This window comes from Parolsenella sp. LCP21S3_E11 (assembly GCF_052118165.1).
Classification (GTDB): domain Bacteria; phylum Actinomycetota; class Coriobacteriia; order Coriobacteriales; family Atopobiaceae; genus Parolsenella.
Genome location: NZ_JBQKHS010000003.1, coordinates 19552 through 35194 on the forward strand (window position 1 = coordinate 19552; position 15643 = coordinate 35194).

A 15643-nucleotide genomic window follows, 5' to 3' on the forward strand; every position below is an offset into this window, starting at 1 on the left:
GCTCCGGCTATACGGTTAAGAGATGATTAGATTTCCTAAATTGTGCCGTTTACCTGCGAGTTGTCTATAGTTCTATGGACAACCACTTCGCCAAATGGACACACGCTCCAAGTCCTTGTCGCAGGTAGCCATAGGTTATGGACGGTGGTCGCAAGAGGTGATACTCATGTGGTCATCATGTTTCCATTTTGTTACGCGCCCTGCATTGGAGAACGCTCATGCAGTTGGAGCACGCCAACGCCGGGACACGCAGACGCGAAGCCCGGACCGCGCGGCGAGAAAGCGAGGGCCCCGGCACCTACTCGAGAAGCTTCTCCAGGCGAAGGACGCGGTGATAGAGCGCGCTCTTGGAGAGCGGCGGCATCATCTGGGCCCCAAGGTCACGGAGTGAGAGCTCCGGATGCTCACGCCTCGCCACGCAGAACTGCATGAGCGCGGGCGGCAGGGCGTCGAAGCCAATCTCGCGCTCGACGCGGTCGATGAGAGCGAGCTGGTCTGCCGAGGCGCCGGTCGAGCGAGCCTGGTTGGCGAGCTCCGCGTTGACGCGCCGGTTGACGTCGTTCTTGACGGACTTCATGACACGGATGTTCTTGACGGCGCGCGCCGTGCGCTCCGCCCCCACGACGCCGAGGAGGGCGGCGATGTCATCGAAGCTCTTGAGGTAGATGGCGTAGGAGCCGCGGCGACGGTTCACGCGCGCGGTGATGCCCTCGTCATCGAGGAGCTCCAGGAGGTCATCGGCGAACTCGTCACCCGTGACCGCTATCTCGAGGTGGAAGTCTCCGCGCGGGTCAGCGATGAAGCCGCCGGCCATGAAGGCGCCGCGCAAGTACGCCGCGCGGCAGCACGGGCGGGCGACGACACGCGCCGCAATGCCGCTCGAGAGACCGCGGCCCAGAATGAGGACGCCCATGCGAATGAGCGCCTGCTCGAGGCCTTTCTGCTCCGGAATCTCAATCAGGTAGTTGCGCGACCTGTGGAGGTTCGAGCGGCGCACGGTAAGAGACGTGTCGAGATCGAACACCTCGTGCGCGAGGCGGATGACGGTGCGCGCCACGGCGCCCGTCTCCGTTGAGACGCGGATCGAGTAGGCGCCCGAGCCATGGAACGACAGAGCGCCGCAGACGCGGACAAGCGCCGCGAGCTCCGCGACGGCGCACTCCGGACACGAGCCGCCTACGCGAGCGAGCTCGTCTTTTACCTCGGCGGTGAATGACATTTAGCTATTCCTGACGTTGGCTAGGGCGAGGTCTCTGTGAGAGAGGCTCACGTGGTAGCCGCCCCGCTCGAGGTAAGCGGCGGTGGCATTGGCGATCGCGACGCTCCTGTGCTGGCCGCCCGTGCAGCCGACGGCAATGGAGAGGTGGCTCTTGCCCTCCGCTACGTAACCCGGCATGGCGACGTCGAGCAGGTTGTACCAGGCGTCGAGAAACTTCTCCGTTACGGGGTTGCCGAGGACGAAGTCACTCACGAGCTTGTCGTTGCCGGTGAGCGAGCGCATCTTCGGGTCATAGAAGGGGTTGGGCAGGAAGCGGACGTCGATCATGAGGTCCGCCTCGACGGGCATGCCGTGCTTGAAGCCAAAGGAGAAGACGGACACCTCCATGAGCTGCTGATCCGTCAGCTCCGAGAAGGCGCGGCGCAGGCGGACGCGCAGGTCGCGCACCTTGAGGTAGCTTGTGTCGATCACGAGGTCGCTCGCGTCGCGAACCGAGGCAAGCTGGCGGCGCTCGCGCGCGATGGCGCTGGTGAGCGACTCGCCGGACTGCGCCAGCGGGTGGCGACGGCGGTTCTCGTCATAGCGGCGGATGAGGATGCTGTCCGCCGTGTCGAGGAAGAGCACCTTGCAGGAAATCTCATGCTCGCGAAGCTGGACGAGAGAATCAGAGATCTCATCGAAGAGGCCCTGGCTGCGCAGGTCACACGTGACGGCAAGGTGGCGGCCGACGCCGGTATTGATGCCCACGAGCTGTGCGAGCTGCAGGATGAGGCGCGGAGGCAAGTTGTCAATGCAGAAGTAGCCCATGTCCTCGAAGACGTGCATAGCCTGCGTGCGGCCAGAGCCGGACATGCCCGTGATGACCACGACGTCCGGAACGCGCGCGGCAAGCTCGCGGGCGCGCATCTGCTGGCCACCGGTTGCCGCCGGCGTCACCACCGAGCTCGCGGCACGCGCCTCGCTCACCTCTGCCGCCTGGAGCACGCGCGAACGCGTCTCGTCCGTGCGCACGGTCGCCTCAGGCTCGGACGCCCGATTCTGCTTTTCCTCCGCCGCCATGGTCTCCCCCTTCGTCGTTGCCCTCCGAGTATACAGGCTCTTCCGGACACTATCCGAGGCCCAAGCCAGCGTCGCGAAAGGGACATCCCGGGGCAGCAAACAGGCGAGAGGAACACGCACCGGACAGCCCCACGCCCCGGCCCGCTTGCGATTTCACCCATCCCAAGCACGCGGTTCGCGTAATAATGGACAGGTGGACACGGAGACTGGAGGCAGCATGGCACGCACGATCGTTCTCGTCAGACACGGCAAGGCGCAGGGGGCGAGGCCGGGCCTCTCGGACTCCGAGCGACCCCTCGTGCCGGGCGCCGCCGGGGCCCTGGCGGAGACGCTGCCACGCGCGTTCGCGCTGCTCGACGCCGGCGATGAGGCCGCGCGCGTCTGGGTGAGCCCGGCGCTCCGCGCGCGTCAGACGGCGGAGGAGGTCGCGGCGGCGCTCGACGCGAACGGCATCGCGTGCAACGAGGAAGAACGCGAATATCTCTTCTACCAGGACCAGGAGGCCTTCTTTGACGATATCGAGGACACGCCGGACGGCTCGGTGATAGTCGCCGTCGGCCACATCCCCTTCATGGAGGACGTCCTCGAGCACCTCACGGGCGAGCGCATCTCGTTCACCCCCGGGTCCGTCGCCGCCGTCACGTTGCCGGGCACCCCGCGTGCGCAAGTCCCCGAGGGCGACGTGCTCTGGTATGTCCGCGGCCCCAAGGTCGCCAAGCCGCGCGGGTAGCCGCGCCCCGGCGACGCTCCCCCACACCCGCCCCTTGCGGTAGAGTTAATCATTCGAAATTCCGCACGCGACGACGCCGGCGCATCGGCGGCGTCGCCACTCCGCGACCGCAGGGAGCAGCATGAGCGTCGAATCCACAGACATCGAGACCGCCGCGCCGGACGACCCGATCCTCGCCGAGGAGCAGGCGCACCTGAGCGAGATCTACGCAAAGCTCCTCGCCATGCGCGACGAGCTCGCAGAGGAGCTCGAGCACGGCCATGAGGGCGCCGCGGCAGACCTGCGCGAGCTCTCCGACGAGATCCGCCCGGACTTCGGCGGCGCGGACGAGACGATGGAGACGCTCGCCGCCATCGAGACGCTCAACGCCGTCATCGACGCCTACAACCAGTACCATGACTTCTCCGTCGACAAGCTCCGCAGGCTCCTGCTCCTGCTGCGCCAGCCCTATTTCGCGAAGGTCCGCCTCAAGATGGCGCCAGACCGCCCCGCGCGCGACGTCTACATCGGCGCCGCCGGCATGACCGACGACCGCAGCCGTCCCCTCATCGTCGACTGGCGAAACCCCGTCGCGGAGACCTACTACAACCAGGACAACGGCCAGACCTCCTACACCGTCAACGGGCGCACCAAGACCGTCGAGCTCGAGCTTCGCCGCCAGTTTGACATCACGCGCGACCACCTCAACATGTACTTCGACACCACCGTCGCCATCGAGGACTCGCTTCTGCTGGGTGCGCTTCGCAGCCACCACTCCGAGAAGCTCCGCGACATCACGGCGACCATCCAGCGCGAGCAGAACAAGGTCGTGCGCCACGAAGACGTCCCAGTGCTGCTCGTGAACGGCATCGCGGGATCGGGCAAGACCTCCGTCATGCTCCAGCGCATCGCGTTTCTCCTCTACCGCGAGCGCGAGACGCTGAGCCCGAGCCAGGTCCACCTCTTCGGGCCCAACGCCGTGTTCGAGCGCTACATCGACAACGTCCTACCCTCCATGGGCGAGGCGAACCCACAGGTCTACACCTGGCGCGACTTCTGCGAGGCCCAGGGCGCGGGTGGCCGAGGCCTCGGCGTCGACACGGACCCGGCGAACCTCAGGCGCCTCGAGGAGGGCCTGCCCGGCCTCGAGCTCACCGTGGCGGACCTGCGCGAGGTGCGCTGCGGAGATACGGTCATGCTCAAGGCGAACCAGGTGGAGGCGGCCGTCGCCAAGTTCGCGAAGTTCGGCGTGGGCCCGCGCCTCTGCGCCCTCGTCAAGGACGAGCTGCTCAAGGGCGTGAGCCGCCGCATCGCTAGCATGGCGCGCAACATGGAGTACCAGGAGGAGATGCTCGGCCTCGATGTCGACGACCAGGTGCGCTTCTTCGGGGAGACCGTAAGCCCCGACACCGAGGACGAGACCTTCGAGCTCACGCGTCGTTGGCTCGAGCAGCGCTATGCCGGCGTGGAGGACGAGATCGAGCACCTCTCGTGGCTGCGCCTCGACCGTATCGCGATGCGTCTTCTGGGGACCCAGAGCGTGAGCTCGAGCGAATGGCTGTACCTGCGCCTCCTCGTGACCGGCCGCGGCGACACCAACGCGCGCTACGTCATGATCGATGAGGTCCAGGACTACTCGCTCGCCCAGCTCATGGTACTCGCGCGCTTCTTCAGCCGCGCCCACTTCCTCATGCTGGGCGACGAGCACCAGGCCATTCGCGAGGGCACCGCGAGCTTCGACGAGATCCGCGAGCTGTTCGCACAGAGCCACGGCAGCGTCGACGAGTGTCGCCTCCTCACGAGCTACCGTTCGAGCCCCGAGATCACGTCGCTGTTCAGCGGCCTTGTCGAGCACGACTCCCCCGTCAAGCTCGCGAGCGTCCACCGTGCCGGCGTGGCCCCGCGCATCGAGGCCCTGCCCGGGCGCGACGAGTTCCTCGCCGCCCTCAAGGAGGTCGTTGCCGGCGCGAGCGAGGACGAGGGCCTCACCGCCATCGTCGCCGCGGACGACGGCGCCGTGAGTTGGCTCTCCAAGCAGCTGGGGGATGCCGCCGAGGTCATCAACCGCGACCGCGAGCTCCCGGCGACGGGCGTGGTCATCATGTCGCTGCGCCTGGCGAAGGGCCTCGAGTTCGACCACGTGATCATCCCGGACGCGAGCGCCGAGACCTACCCCGACACGCCCCTCGCGCGCCGGCGCCTCTACACCGCGATCTCGCGTGCGATGCACAAGGCGACGCTCCTGGCCCAGGGCGAGCTCAGCCCGCTTCTGGGGTAGGACGCGGAGGGCCGCCGAGTGCCGTGTGAGCCCCGCAGGGATTGCGCCTAAGTCCTCGTCGGGGTGCCGCCCGGCACTCTCCGGGGTCACGTCCGAATCCTCGTCGGGTCCTCGTCCGTACCCTCTCCGGAGCCTCGCCTGGATCCAATTGTGGAGCTTTCTCCACATTCTTGACGGGCCTAGGGAAGCTGCGTATAGTTCTTTCTTGCGCTTAAGGCGCATCACATATTGCGGGGTGGAGCAGTCTGGTAGCTCGTCGGGCTCATAACCCGAAGGTCGTAGGTTCAAATCCTGCCCCCGCGACCAAACGTTCAGGGTCGGAAGCATCGCTTCCGACCCTTTTTTCTTGCATTGAGACACTATTTCTCGCCTCTGGACCAGTTCCGGCGGCATGCCACGAGAAGATGCGTGCGGGCCGACTGCGAAGGGATGGCTAACTGACGGCTTGTCCCGCGACGGCGCGACGTGCCTCCCGGCCTCCGAGCAGGGAGGGAGCCTGTGCCAGGCACACGCCGGCGAGGATGATGGCGACGCCCAGCCACTCGACGACGCCGAGTGGCTCGCCGAGGACGATCATGGCGATGAGCAGGCCGGCGGGGAGCTCCGCGGCGGCCATGACGGTGGAGAGGCCCGCGGGCAGGTGCGGAGAGCCCATGCCAAAGAGCAGGACCGGGCAGAGCAGGCCGAAAAAGCCGGCGATGATGGCAAAGGGCAGGATACCCTGGGCGAGGACGCCCGAGACAACGTAGTCCGGACACACCGTGAGCGACATGACCACGGAGCCCATGCACACGATGACGCCGCGCTGCTCGGACGAGCAGGGGGCCTTGACCCTGCCGGAGAGGGTGACGAAGAGGGAGCAGGACACGGCCGCCCCCAGCGCGCAGAGCAGGGCCACGGGGTCGTACCCGGCGATGCCGGTCTTGTAGACGCCGCTCGCGAACACCGTCCCGAAGACGATGATCAGGGCGGAGACCACTTGGAGGGGCTTCGGCGGCCGGCGCGTCATGACGGTCTGCCACACGAGCCCTAACCACGTGAACTGGAAGAGGAGCGTGAGCGCCACCGGGGCGGGCAGCACGCTCATGGCGTAGCAGTAGAGGATCGAGGTGAGGCAGGTGAGGGCTCCCAGGCCCATGAGCTTGAGGGTGAGCTTCCAGCCCACGCGCTGCCAACGGTGTCCGAGTGCGTGGCCCGCGAGCGTGACAAGGGCGAAGAAGAGACAGCCGAACCACGCCTGGCTCGCCACCACCTGCGCCGAGGTGAAACCTGCGGCGTAGGCGAGCTTGTAGGTCGTGGCCATCGCGCCGTAGCAGGCGCCGCCCACAAAGACCTGGAGCGCCGCCTTGGCCTGTCCCGTGCCCGTGGCTCCTGCCCCGGCTGCCTGCTGCTTGATTGTGTCCGTTCCCGTCATCATGCTACCTTCCGTCTGCTGTCTCGCAGACGCACGTCTCGTGCGTCTGTTCCCTGCAGTCGGAAGGTGGGGCTCATCCGGTCTTCTGGCGGTGCTTGCGACGCCTGCCGCCGAGACGAAAAAGCCACGCAACCGACTACTCGGTTGCGTGGCGAAAAGGTGGCTAGTGCCCAGAAAAGTCCACGCGGTTTTAGACTGGGTCAAAGTACTACAACAAGGGAGATGCCGTCAAGAAAAGCCGAGGAAAGAAGCGAGTCTCTGTCTGCCGCACCTCTTGGCGTGGAGCGACAGCCGGCCCGCGGTGCTCGCCTGGGCATCCCGGCGCTCCCCAGGGCGAGACGCACCTGCGGGACAGTCGAACCTTCCCTCAGCTGCCCCCGGACTTCTTAGAATTGCCTCTCGCTGCCATATGCCGAGGTAGATTAGTGTCTCGACTTCCCTCTCACTCTTTGCGATTCCCTACCCCAAGGCCCTCATAACCCGGAGGTCGTAGGTTCAAATCCAGCCCCCGCGACCAAACGTTCAGGGCCGGAAGCATCGCTTCCGGCCCTTTTTTGTGTCTGAGCTAGCCTAAACCCGCAAAACAACCGTGCGTCATTTGATGTCCGGTATCCGCCATATAATTCACCTATCAAATGACGGGAGGGCACGATGGCGGGTACGAAGGCAGACGCGGAGCGATTCAGCCGCGAGTGGGCAGGCAAGGGCGACGAGAACCAGGACACTCAACGCTTCTGGATCAGCCTGCTTCAGGATGTTTTAGGCGTCGATGACGCCATCCAGCGCGTTAGGTTCGAGGTGCCCGTCCAGACGGACGCCTCAGACCACAACGGATACGTCGACGTGTTCATCCCCTCCGCGAGGGTGATAGTGGAGCAGAAGTCGCTCGGCATCGACCTGTCGAAGCCCGAGAAGCGCCAGGGCCGCATGGTAACGCCCGCCCAGCAGGCACTCGCCTACGCGCAGGGCATGCCGCTCACTCAGCAGCCGCGCTACGTAGTGGTGTGCAACTTCGCCGAACTGTGGGTCTATGACCGCGAGGCAAATGCCTTGTGTAAGGGCGATCCGCTGTTCAAGTTGCCCCTATCCGAGCTTCCCAAGAACCTCGCTGCCATACAGTTCCTTGCCGGCGAAGGCACCGCACCCACAACGCTCTCCGAGGCCGTGTCGGTCAAGGCTGGCAAGATCATGGGCCACCTCCATGACCTCGTAGCCGCCTCCTTCATAGATCCGAACGCCCCCGAGAGCCACCATGCCCTCTCAGTACTCATGACGCGCCTGATGTTCCTCATGTTCTGCGAGGATGCGGGCCTCGTTGAGCCAAACGCCTTCCGCGACTATATTCAGCACTTCCAGGCTCCCGATCTGCGTCAGGGTCTCAAGGATCTCTTCTGCTGGCTTGACACGCCAGACGCAGAACGAGACCCCTATGCAGGCGAGTGGCTACGCCGTCTCCCCTACATGAACGGCGGCCTGTTCCGCGAGCAGACCGAGATTCCGCCACTGAGCGAGGACTTCCGCACCACCCTCATTGTGGAGGGCTGCCAGGAGTTCGACTGGTCAGGCGTGAGCCCTACCGTGTTCGGCTCCATCTTCGAGGGGGCCCTCTCCCATGACCACCGTCGTGCGAACGGTCAGCACTTCACGAGCCCCGAAAACATCCATAAGGTTATCGACCCGTTGTTCATGGATGAGCTCGAGGCTGAGTTCGAGCAGGCGAAGACCAAACCCGTCGCAGGCGGAGCACGTCGCAAGGCACTTGAGGAGCTGCACGATCGCGTGGGTTCCATCGGTATGCTCGACCCTGCCTGTGGGTCGGGCAACTTCCTCACCGAGAGCTACCTGTGTCTGAGGAAGCTCGAGAACAAGATCCTGTTCGAGCTCAAGGGCGAGCAGGCCTCCATGAGCTTCGAGGAGACGGGTGACCACGATGTGCTCGTTAGCCTGCGAAACTTCCACGGCATCGAGCTCGAAGACTTCGCCTGCTGCGTGGCACGCACGGCACTGTGGATTGCCGAGAAGCAGGCGGACGCCGACACCGCGAAGGTAACGCAACGCGTCTACCAGGAGCTGCCCCTCACAGACTACGAGGGCGTCATCCAGGGTAACGCCCTGCGCTTGGACTGGAATGACGTCGTGCCCGCCGGCGAGGTGGACTACGTAATTGGTAATCCTCCGTTCATTGGAGCTTCCTTCTGCAACACCGAGCAGAAGGGGGACGTTGTCTCGCTCTTCGGAAAGATTAAACTCGCCAATTCGCTTGACTACGTGTCCGGCTGGTACTACAAAGCGGCAGAGATGTGCGCGCAGAACCCCAGCATCCGTGCAGCACTCGTCTCGACAAACTCGATAACGCAGGGAGAACAGGTCGCTCCTCTCTGGATAACGCTCAGAGAACGTTTCCGCATCCGCATCGACTTTGCGTGGAGATCATTCGTCTGGAATTCCGAGGCAACAGACGAGGCACACGTTCATTGCGTCATCATCGGCTTCTCCTCCGGAGACAATCACTCGGGAATCATCTACTCAGCCAAGAACTCCCACAGCTGCGCAACAATCAGCCCCTACCTCGTCGACGCACCCTTCGCCGCCGTACAAAGCCGCTCGAATCCCATTTGCGATGTTCCCAAGCTAACAAAGGGGAGCCAAGCGTCAGACGGAGGATTTCTCATCTTGAGTGACGACGAACGAAACGAACTGGTGGGGTCATACCCCGGTTGCGAGGGAGCAATCAAGCCATTCGTTGGCGCTTTCGAGTTTCTGAGAAACACGAACAGGTGGTGCCTCTGGCTCAAGGACGTCCCCGCCGAGAGGCTCCTCGCCTGGCCCAGGATCATGGAGCGCGTGAGAGCCGTGGCGGAGTTCAGGCGCAAGAGCACCGCAGCGCCCACCCGCAAGATGGCGGAGAAGCCAACGCTCTTCTTCTCTGACGTCCAGCCAGACGACCCGTACATCGCGGTACCCAGGACCTCGTCTCAGAGACGCCACTATATTCCCATGGGGTTCATGCCACCCACCGTGATCGCAAGCGACAGCCTCTCAATTGTCCATGGCGCAAACCTCTATCTCTACGGCGTGATGCAGTCGTCCATCCACAACGCATGGATGCGCGTTACGGCAGGGCGGCTCAAGAGCGACTATCGCTACTCCGGCAATGTCGTCTACAACAACTTCATTTGGCCCGATGCTACACCGGAGCAGCGCGAGCGTATCGAGTCCTGCGCGCAGGCGGTTCTCGACGCCCGTGCCGCGCATCCGGACGCGACGCTTGCCGACATGTACAACCCCGACAACGACTTCCTCTTCCCAGACCTCATGGCCGCCCACACGAGGCTCGATGCCGCTGTGGAGGCCGCCTACGGCGTAGACTTTGGCGGCGACGAGGAGAGGATCGTTGCCCACCTGTTCAAGCTCTACGCAGAGAAGACAGGGGCAGAGCGATAGAGGCAGAATGCGCGGGTCGCGCCCTCACCCCTCCAAAGCAACCCCGCTAAACCCCAGCTCAGACATGCTGTAATTAGTGTCCAGAAGGTCTGTGATGATGTTTCCATCGGCAACGTCACCATACCGAAAGAAATCATCCACAGCCAACAGCACCAGACAGGCCTGAAAGGCGACAGCATGAATGAACTCACCTTCGACCAGGTAATGGCAGAAATCGCAATGGGGCTCGAGCGCGACGCAAGCCACGACATCCCCTATCTCAAGAGCAAGGCGGAGGAGTATCGAGAGCACCCGCAGAGCAGGGAGATCCTTCGCGCGATCGGCAGGATGATCTTCGATGCCCTGCCTGATGACAAGAAGGATGAGTTCCAAAAGCTCGTCGACAACCATGCGGACGGAACAGAATCAGTCCTCAAGGAGGTTGTCTTCTGCCTGAAGACCGGCGAACCGGAGAAGGCCCTCCGCCTCATCGAGCCCCTCGTTCAGAGCTTTGACGAAATGATTGCCGCAGGATGCTACCGCGATGACAAGGAGAGCGTCTATTTCGACTTCACCTCGCCCATCGAGGAGATCGTCTGGAGGGCGCACGCTGACGAGTCGCGGATCGTGCGCGTCTGCCCGGAACCCTTCAGCCATGTCTACGCTCTCTACAGCGCTTGCCTCTATGAGACCGGCCAGCATGAGGCCGCCATTGCCGCCGAGGAAAAGGCCATCAGGTGGAATCCCTCGGACGTCAACCTCCGCTTCGAGGTTGGCGAGAACTACAAGAAGCTCGGGGACATGGAGACTCTGAACGAGGCCCTCGATACGGCCCATCCGTACGTTCGCGACGCCGCCGGCATGGCCAAGTTCCACAGGGAAAAGGCCTTCTACCTCGTCGAGACGGGCAACTACGAGCTTGCCGCCGCGTACCTGGTCTTCAGCACGGTATTCGAGAACAGCAACCTCGTTGGCAGCGAACTCATGTATCTCAAGAGGGAGTGCGGCGCTGACTTCACGGGCATGACCGTAGACGAGGCAGCGACGATCCTCGAGAGGTCCGGAGAGGCCTATCTCCCTGACGAGGGAACGCTCGCCGCGCTGTCATCGATCATCGGCATCGCCCTCGAGCATGATGACGCGCAGACGGCAACGCGGGCAGCCATAGGCCTCTACGAGCTCACCGGCGACGAGGACGTGAAGCAGCTCGCCATGCAGCTCATGGGAGATAGCGAAGGCGAGCAGTGACAGGTGCAGGCGCTATGGGCTGACTCGGCGGGCAGTGGCGAGGGCGCGGACGTCATGGGCAGGCTCGTCGGGCGGCAGCGAGGGCGCGGACGTCATGGGCTGGTTCGGTGGGCGGAGGCTCAGCCATACCCGCGCCTTGGCTCTCGGCGGCGCACGGCCGTTCAACGAATAGACCCGCCACCTCGGTGCGCGTGTAGGAGAATGGATGGTCCGCAATTAATGTCTTGAGATAGGGCTTTTGATGGCTAGAGGATTCACCAACAGCGAAGCAAGAGACTTGATCGAGCGCTCCAACGCCCTGCTGGAGGAGTTCAGCGCTGCCGCTCAGCTGTCAGAAACGCGTCACACGGAGCTTGCCCAGATCGTGCGGGAGACACGCAGCAGAAAGGTCGATGCCCGTTTTTCGGATGTCGTGATTCGGCAAGCGGGAGAGAACACCTACGAAGTACTCGACATCAATCCCCTGGGGGCCATTACCCTCGACCAGCTAAACGGCATCGAGAACCCCTCCCTTGTACAAATTACAGATGGTCTTGAGACGCACACCCTCGCGGAGTGTCAGCAGCGAGCATTCGAGGGAACGCGTATCAACCTCGACGGTCGCCACGATGCCGCTGCAAACGCGGTGCTCCATGCCGCCTTTGTCTCCGCAAACTCCTATCAGCCCGCAGCGATCTGCAAGCACGCCGCAGATGCCTACGGGCCGCATGTTCAGGCCCTCGTCGAGAAGATCGAGGCGGGCAGCGGCACGTTCAAGTGGTTTCTCGCTTCCCGCGACAAGAAGGACGAGGCAGAGAGGTCCTACCTCGAGCTAAAAGCCCTGATAGACCAGCGTCTCGACCCCACCGCGTCAACCGCCCTCGACACGCTAAACTCACTTCCCAACATCTCGGAAGACGCTGCGTGGGCGTGGTTCTCCTCAAACCAGGAAGACGCGCTTCGCGAGGTCGGCACGGTCTCCCCGTCAGTGGTCGGGACTGACGACTGGCAGTTCCTCTCCTCAGATGCGAAGAAGCTTTCGGGCGAGGTCTCAGGCTACGGCGCGCGGCTCTCGGAGAAGTCTGATGCCAGCCCGGCCTCCCTGGAAAGCATGATTCGCAGGGCCGTCAGCAAGAGCTTCGCGGGAGACGTGCTCAGCACCCTCAAGACCATCCCCATCGAGGAGCTCGCCCGCACCGGGCGCGGCATTCGCGTCAAGTCGCTCAGGGATGCGGGCTTCGAGACCATCGCGGACGTCTACACTGCAACAAAGACCGAGCTAGAGAGCGTGCATGGCATCTCCTACTCCGGCGCCTGCGACATCAAGAAGGCGACGACGGAGTTTGCAGGCGAGGTTGAGAAGGGACTCAAACTCCGTCTCTCGGCAGACAACAAGACACCCGAAGCTACTCACATCCTCTGCGCTGCCTCCGCGCTTAGGGAGTGGAGGGAGCTCTCCCATGAGTGTGGTGCCCTCCTAGACGCGGTCACCGAGGAGACCAGCACGCCACTCGCCGAGCTCAACATCGCGAGAAAGCCGATGGCCTGGCTCTTCTCAACCCCAGAGGAGCGCGAGAAGGCAACGGGCGCGTATAGCAGCCTCAACGCCTTCCTCGTGAGCGAAACCGCCCTGAAGGCCAACGCCACACTCAAGCGTATGTACAAGCTCGAGCAAAACGCCGTGCCCGCAGACCGAGCCTGGGCGGAGTTCACCGCGAACCCCGTCGCAATCATCAACGTCCTGGAAGACGTCGTGCCGGAGGCCCTCGGCAATAACGACACGCTCTTCGGCCTACCGGAGGACCTCGCCCGCGAGATCCAAGACGAGGCCTTCTTCCCGGACGGCCTCCTCTGCACCCTGCGACGCTATCAGGAGTGGGGCGTGAAGTACATCCTCCACCAGGGCAAGACCCTGCTCGGCGACGAGATGGGCCTGGGAAAGACCGTCCAGGCCATCGCGGCGATGGTGTCGCTCAAGAACGTCGGGGAGTCCAGGTTCCTCGTGGTTTGCCCCGCGAGCGTGCTCGAGAACTGGTGCAGGGAGGTCAAGAAGCACAGCAAGCTCCGCGTGACGAAGGTGCACGGACGCAACTGCCGCACAGCCTTCGAAGACTGGACCAGGACCGGCGGCGTCGCCGTCACCACCTACGAGACCACCGGAAAGCTGAAACTCGCCGAAGGCTCCACCTATGGCCTCGCCGTAGTGGACGAGGCTCATTACATCAAGAATCCCGAGGCAGCGCGCTCGAAGAACACCCTAAGGTTGCTCGAGAACGCAAACAGGGTCCTCCTTATGACGGGCACCGCGCTCGAGAACAAGGTCGACGAGATGCTCACCCTGATCGGCTACCTCCGCCCGGACGTCGCAAGGCGCGCTAGGCCCCTCGCCTTCATGTCTGGCGCGCAGCGATTCAGGGACGAAGTCGCCCCCGTCTACTACCGCCGCAAGAGAGAGGACGTGCTCACGGAACTCCCGGAGCTCATCGAGAGCGAGGAGTGGTGCACCCTCGGCGAGGTGGAGAAGGAGGCATACGAGCGCGCCGTCCTCCGCAGGTCGATCATGGCGTCGCGCCAGGTCTCGTGGAACGTCGCCAACCTCAGGGAGGACTCCTCCAAGGCGAAGAGGCTGCTCGAGATCATCGACAGCGCCGCGGACGACGGCAGGAAGGTCCTCGTCTTCACGTTCTTCCTCAACACCGCCCACGGCATCGCAAACCTGCTGGGCGACAAGTGCGTCGGCATGATCAACGGCTCCGTCCCTCCCGCGAGAAGGCAGGAAATCGTCGAGGAGTTTGACGCCGCGGAGCCCGGGTCTGTGCTGGTGGCCCAAATCCAGTCGGGCGGAACCGGCATGAACATCCAGTGCGCGAGCGTCGTCGTCTTCTGCGAGCCACAATACAAGCCCTCGATCGAGAACCAGGCGGTCTCGCGCGCGTACCGCATGGGCCAGACGCGCAGTGTGCTCGCCTTCCGCCTGCTGTGCGAGAACACGGTCGATGAACGCATCCTCCAAATCATCCGCGACAAGCAGAAGATCTTCGACGCTTTCGCGGACAAGTCCTCCGCGGCAGCCGCTGCCGCCGAGCAGGACATCGCCGTGGACGACAAGGGCATGGGCAAGATCATCGAGGAGGAGATCGAGCGCATCAAGGCGGAGAACCCCGGGCTCGCGGCCCAGGTCGAGCGTGAGATGACAGAGGCTCGCGAGTCGGGACTCGGCACCGATAGCGAGGGTGCGGCGAGCGCCGGCGCCCGCGCGGAAGGTGTCGCGCACGTGCCTGCCTCAAGGCCCAGGCGCGTGACGGGTGCGACGCGCCAGGCGAGCACGAGGCCCGCATCGCGTCCGAAGCCCGCGGTGGATACGTTGCCCGCGGCGAGCGTCGACACCCACGAGGGTGGCGCCCCTCATCCCTCGAGCGCGGTCCGGCCGGCCGCGGTCAAGATGGCGCCGCGGTTCTGCCCCAACTGCGGCAACGAGTTCTCCCCCGGCACCAAGTTCTGCTGCTACTGCGGCGCCAAGCTACCCAGTCCAGCACCCTAGAAGGGGCTCGTCCAGTCATGGTTGGAGTTGTCGGGGTCTCCCGCCTCGCGGCTCCAGTCGCGAGCGTCACCGCTCATGTAGTCGTCCATGGAGCCGTAGCCATAATGGGAGTGACCGTTGTCCCAGTTGCCATCCTCGGCGTCATAGTGGCTCACGTGGCCGTTGTCGTAGACGTCGGTGTAGCTCGTGTACTCGGAGTCGTTCTCGTGGCCCTCGTAGGGGTTGCCGTTCTCGTCGCTCGAGTCGACATCGTAAGAGGCCCATCCCCAGCACATCATGGCAGTTCCTTTCGTCGCATTCTTACGTTTCGCCAAATCCGGCGAAGTCTTGGGCGAGTGGGCTTGTCCCCGCTCGTTGCCACACATTCAACCGCGGAGGCATCGCCGGCTCGAGGGGTCGCTTGGGGCGGCGGCGGGGATTGTTTGGGGTTTGATGGAGGCTGCGTCTGAGGCCTCGCCGGAAACGGCGCCCGGGTCCGCCAGAAACTTTGGGTCTCGCCGGAAGCGACGGCTGGGTTCGCCGGAAGCGGCGCCCATGCCCGCCCAAAGCAGGAGGGAGACGTCGCCGGCCACCAATTGCGATGATACGGGCGCCGCGTTCGCCACTTTACGCAATCCCAGGTAGATAGCACTACTCGGCCCTTTGGGCGACACTCCGTCACCCTTGACACGCGTGTTACATTTGACTCTAGAGACCGCTCGCGGCCAAAGCCGCCCAAGGCAAGGCACGGCGACTCTCGTGCGAGAAATCGCGGCGGCTATATTGGCTGCTGG

Annotated in this window: 9 protein-coding genes and 1 tRNA gene; 6 read left to right on the forward strand and 4 right to left on the reverse strand. The window is 63.9% G+C overall.

Annotation, left to right across the window (positions count from 1 at the left end; translation table 11 throughout):
- Positions 1–298: 298 nt before the first annotated feature.
- A complete protein-coding gene (gene whiA / locus ACTQ1Z_RS04385) occupies positions 299–1219 on the reverse strand; it encodes a DNA-binding protein WhiA (RefSeq protein WP_441859032.1) in 921 nt (306 codons plus the stop codon).
- Positions 1220–2125 carry an RNase adapter RapZ gene (gene rapZ, locus ACTQ1Z_RS04390; protein WP_441859226.1) on the reverse strand — a complete coding sequence of 302 codons (906 nt, stop codon included), beginning with the start codon at positions 2123–2125 and terminating at the stop codon, positions 1220–1222.
- 370 nt (positions 2126–2495) lie between these two features.
- Here rapZ and ACTQ1Z_RS04395 point away from each other — a divergent pair, with 370 nt between their 5' ends.
- The 3 genes from ACTQ1Z_RS04395 (at position 2496) to ACTQ1Z_RS04405 (ending at position 5571) form a co-directional block, all read left to right on the forward strand.
- Positions 2496–3008: a SixA phosphatase family protein gene (locus ACTQ1Z_RS04395; RefSeq protein WP_441859034.1), complete on the forward strand. Its 513-nt coding sequence runs from the start codon at positions 2496–2498 to the stop codon at positions 3006–3008.
- Between the two features lie 121 nt (positions 3009–3129).
- Entirely contained in the window at positions 3130–5265 is a 2136-nt protein-coding gene (locus ACTQ1Z_RS04400) for a HelD family protein (RefSeq protein WP_441859036.1), read from the forward strand.
- A gap of 229 nt (positions 5266–5494) precedes the next feature.
- Positions 5495–5571: transfer RNA gene (locus tag ACTQ1Z_RS04405), tRNA-Met, on the forward strand.
- A gap of 127 nt (positions 5572–5698) precedes the next feature.
- Here the strand turns inward: ACTQ1Z_RS04405 and ACTQ1Z_RS04410 are convergent.
- Positions 5699–6682, reverse strand: coding sequence for an EamA/RhaT family transporter (locus ACTQ1Z_RS04410; RefSeq protein WP_441859038.1), 984 nt, complete (start codon positions 6680–6682; stop codon positions 5699–5701).
- Between the two features lie 648 nt (positions 6683–7330).
- Here ACTQ1Z_RS04410 and ACTQ1Z_RS04415 point away from each other — a divergent pair.
- From ACTQ1Z_RS04415 to ACTQ1Z_RS04425, 3 genes are all read left to right on the forward strand, one after another.
- Complete coding sequence (locus tag ACTQ1Z_RS04415; RefSeq protein WP_441859040.1) at positions 7331–10123, forward strand: DNA methyltransferase; 2793 nt, start codon at positions 7331–7333, stop codon at positions 10121–10123.
- Between the two features lie 177 nt (positions 10124–10300).
- On the forward strand, positions 10301–11350 hold the full coding sequence (locus ACTQ1Z_RS04420) for a hypothetical protein (protein ID WP_441859042.1): 1050 nt from the start codon (positions 10301–10303) through the stop codon (positions 11348–11350).
- 241 nt (positions 11351–11591) lie between these two features.
- Positions 11592–14870 carry an SNF2-related protein gene (locus ACTQ1Z_RS04425; RefSeq protein ID WP_441859044.1) on the forward strand — a complete coding sequence of 1093 codons (3279 nt, stop codon included), beginning with the start codon at positions 11592–11594 and terminating at the stop codon, positions 14868–14870.
- On the opposite strand, the gene ACTQ1Z_RS04430 is transcribed toward ACTQ1Z_RS04425, so the two are convergent.
- Positions 14867–15148, reverse strand: coding sequence for a hypothetical protein (locus ACTQ1Z_RS04430; RefSeq protein WP_441859046.1), 282 nt, complete (start codon positions 15146–15148; stop codon positions 14867–14869). The genes ACTQ1Z_RS04425 and ACTQ1Z_RS04430 overlap by 4 nt on opposite strands.
- Between the last annotated feature and the right edge of the window lie 495 nt (positions 15149–15643).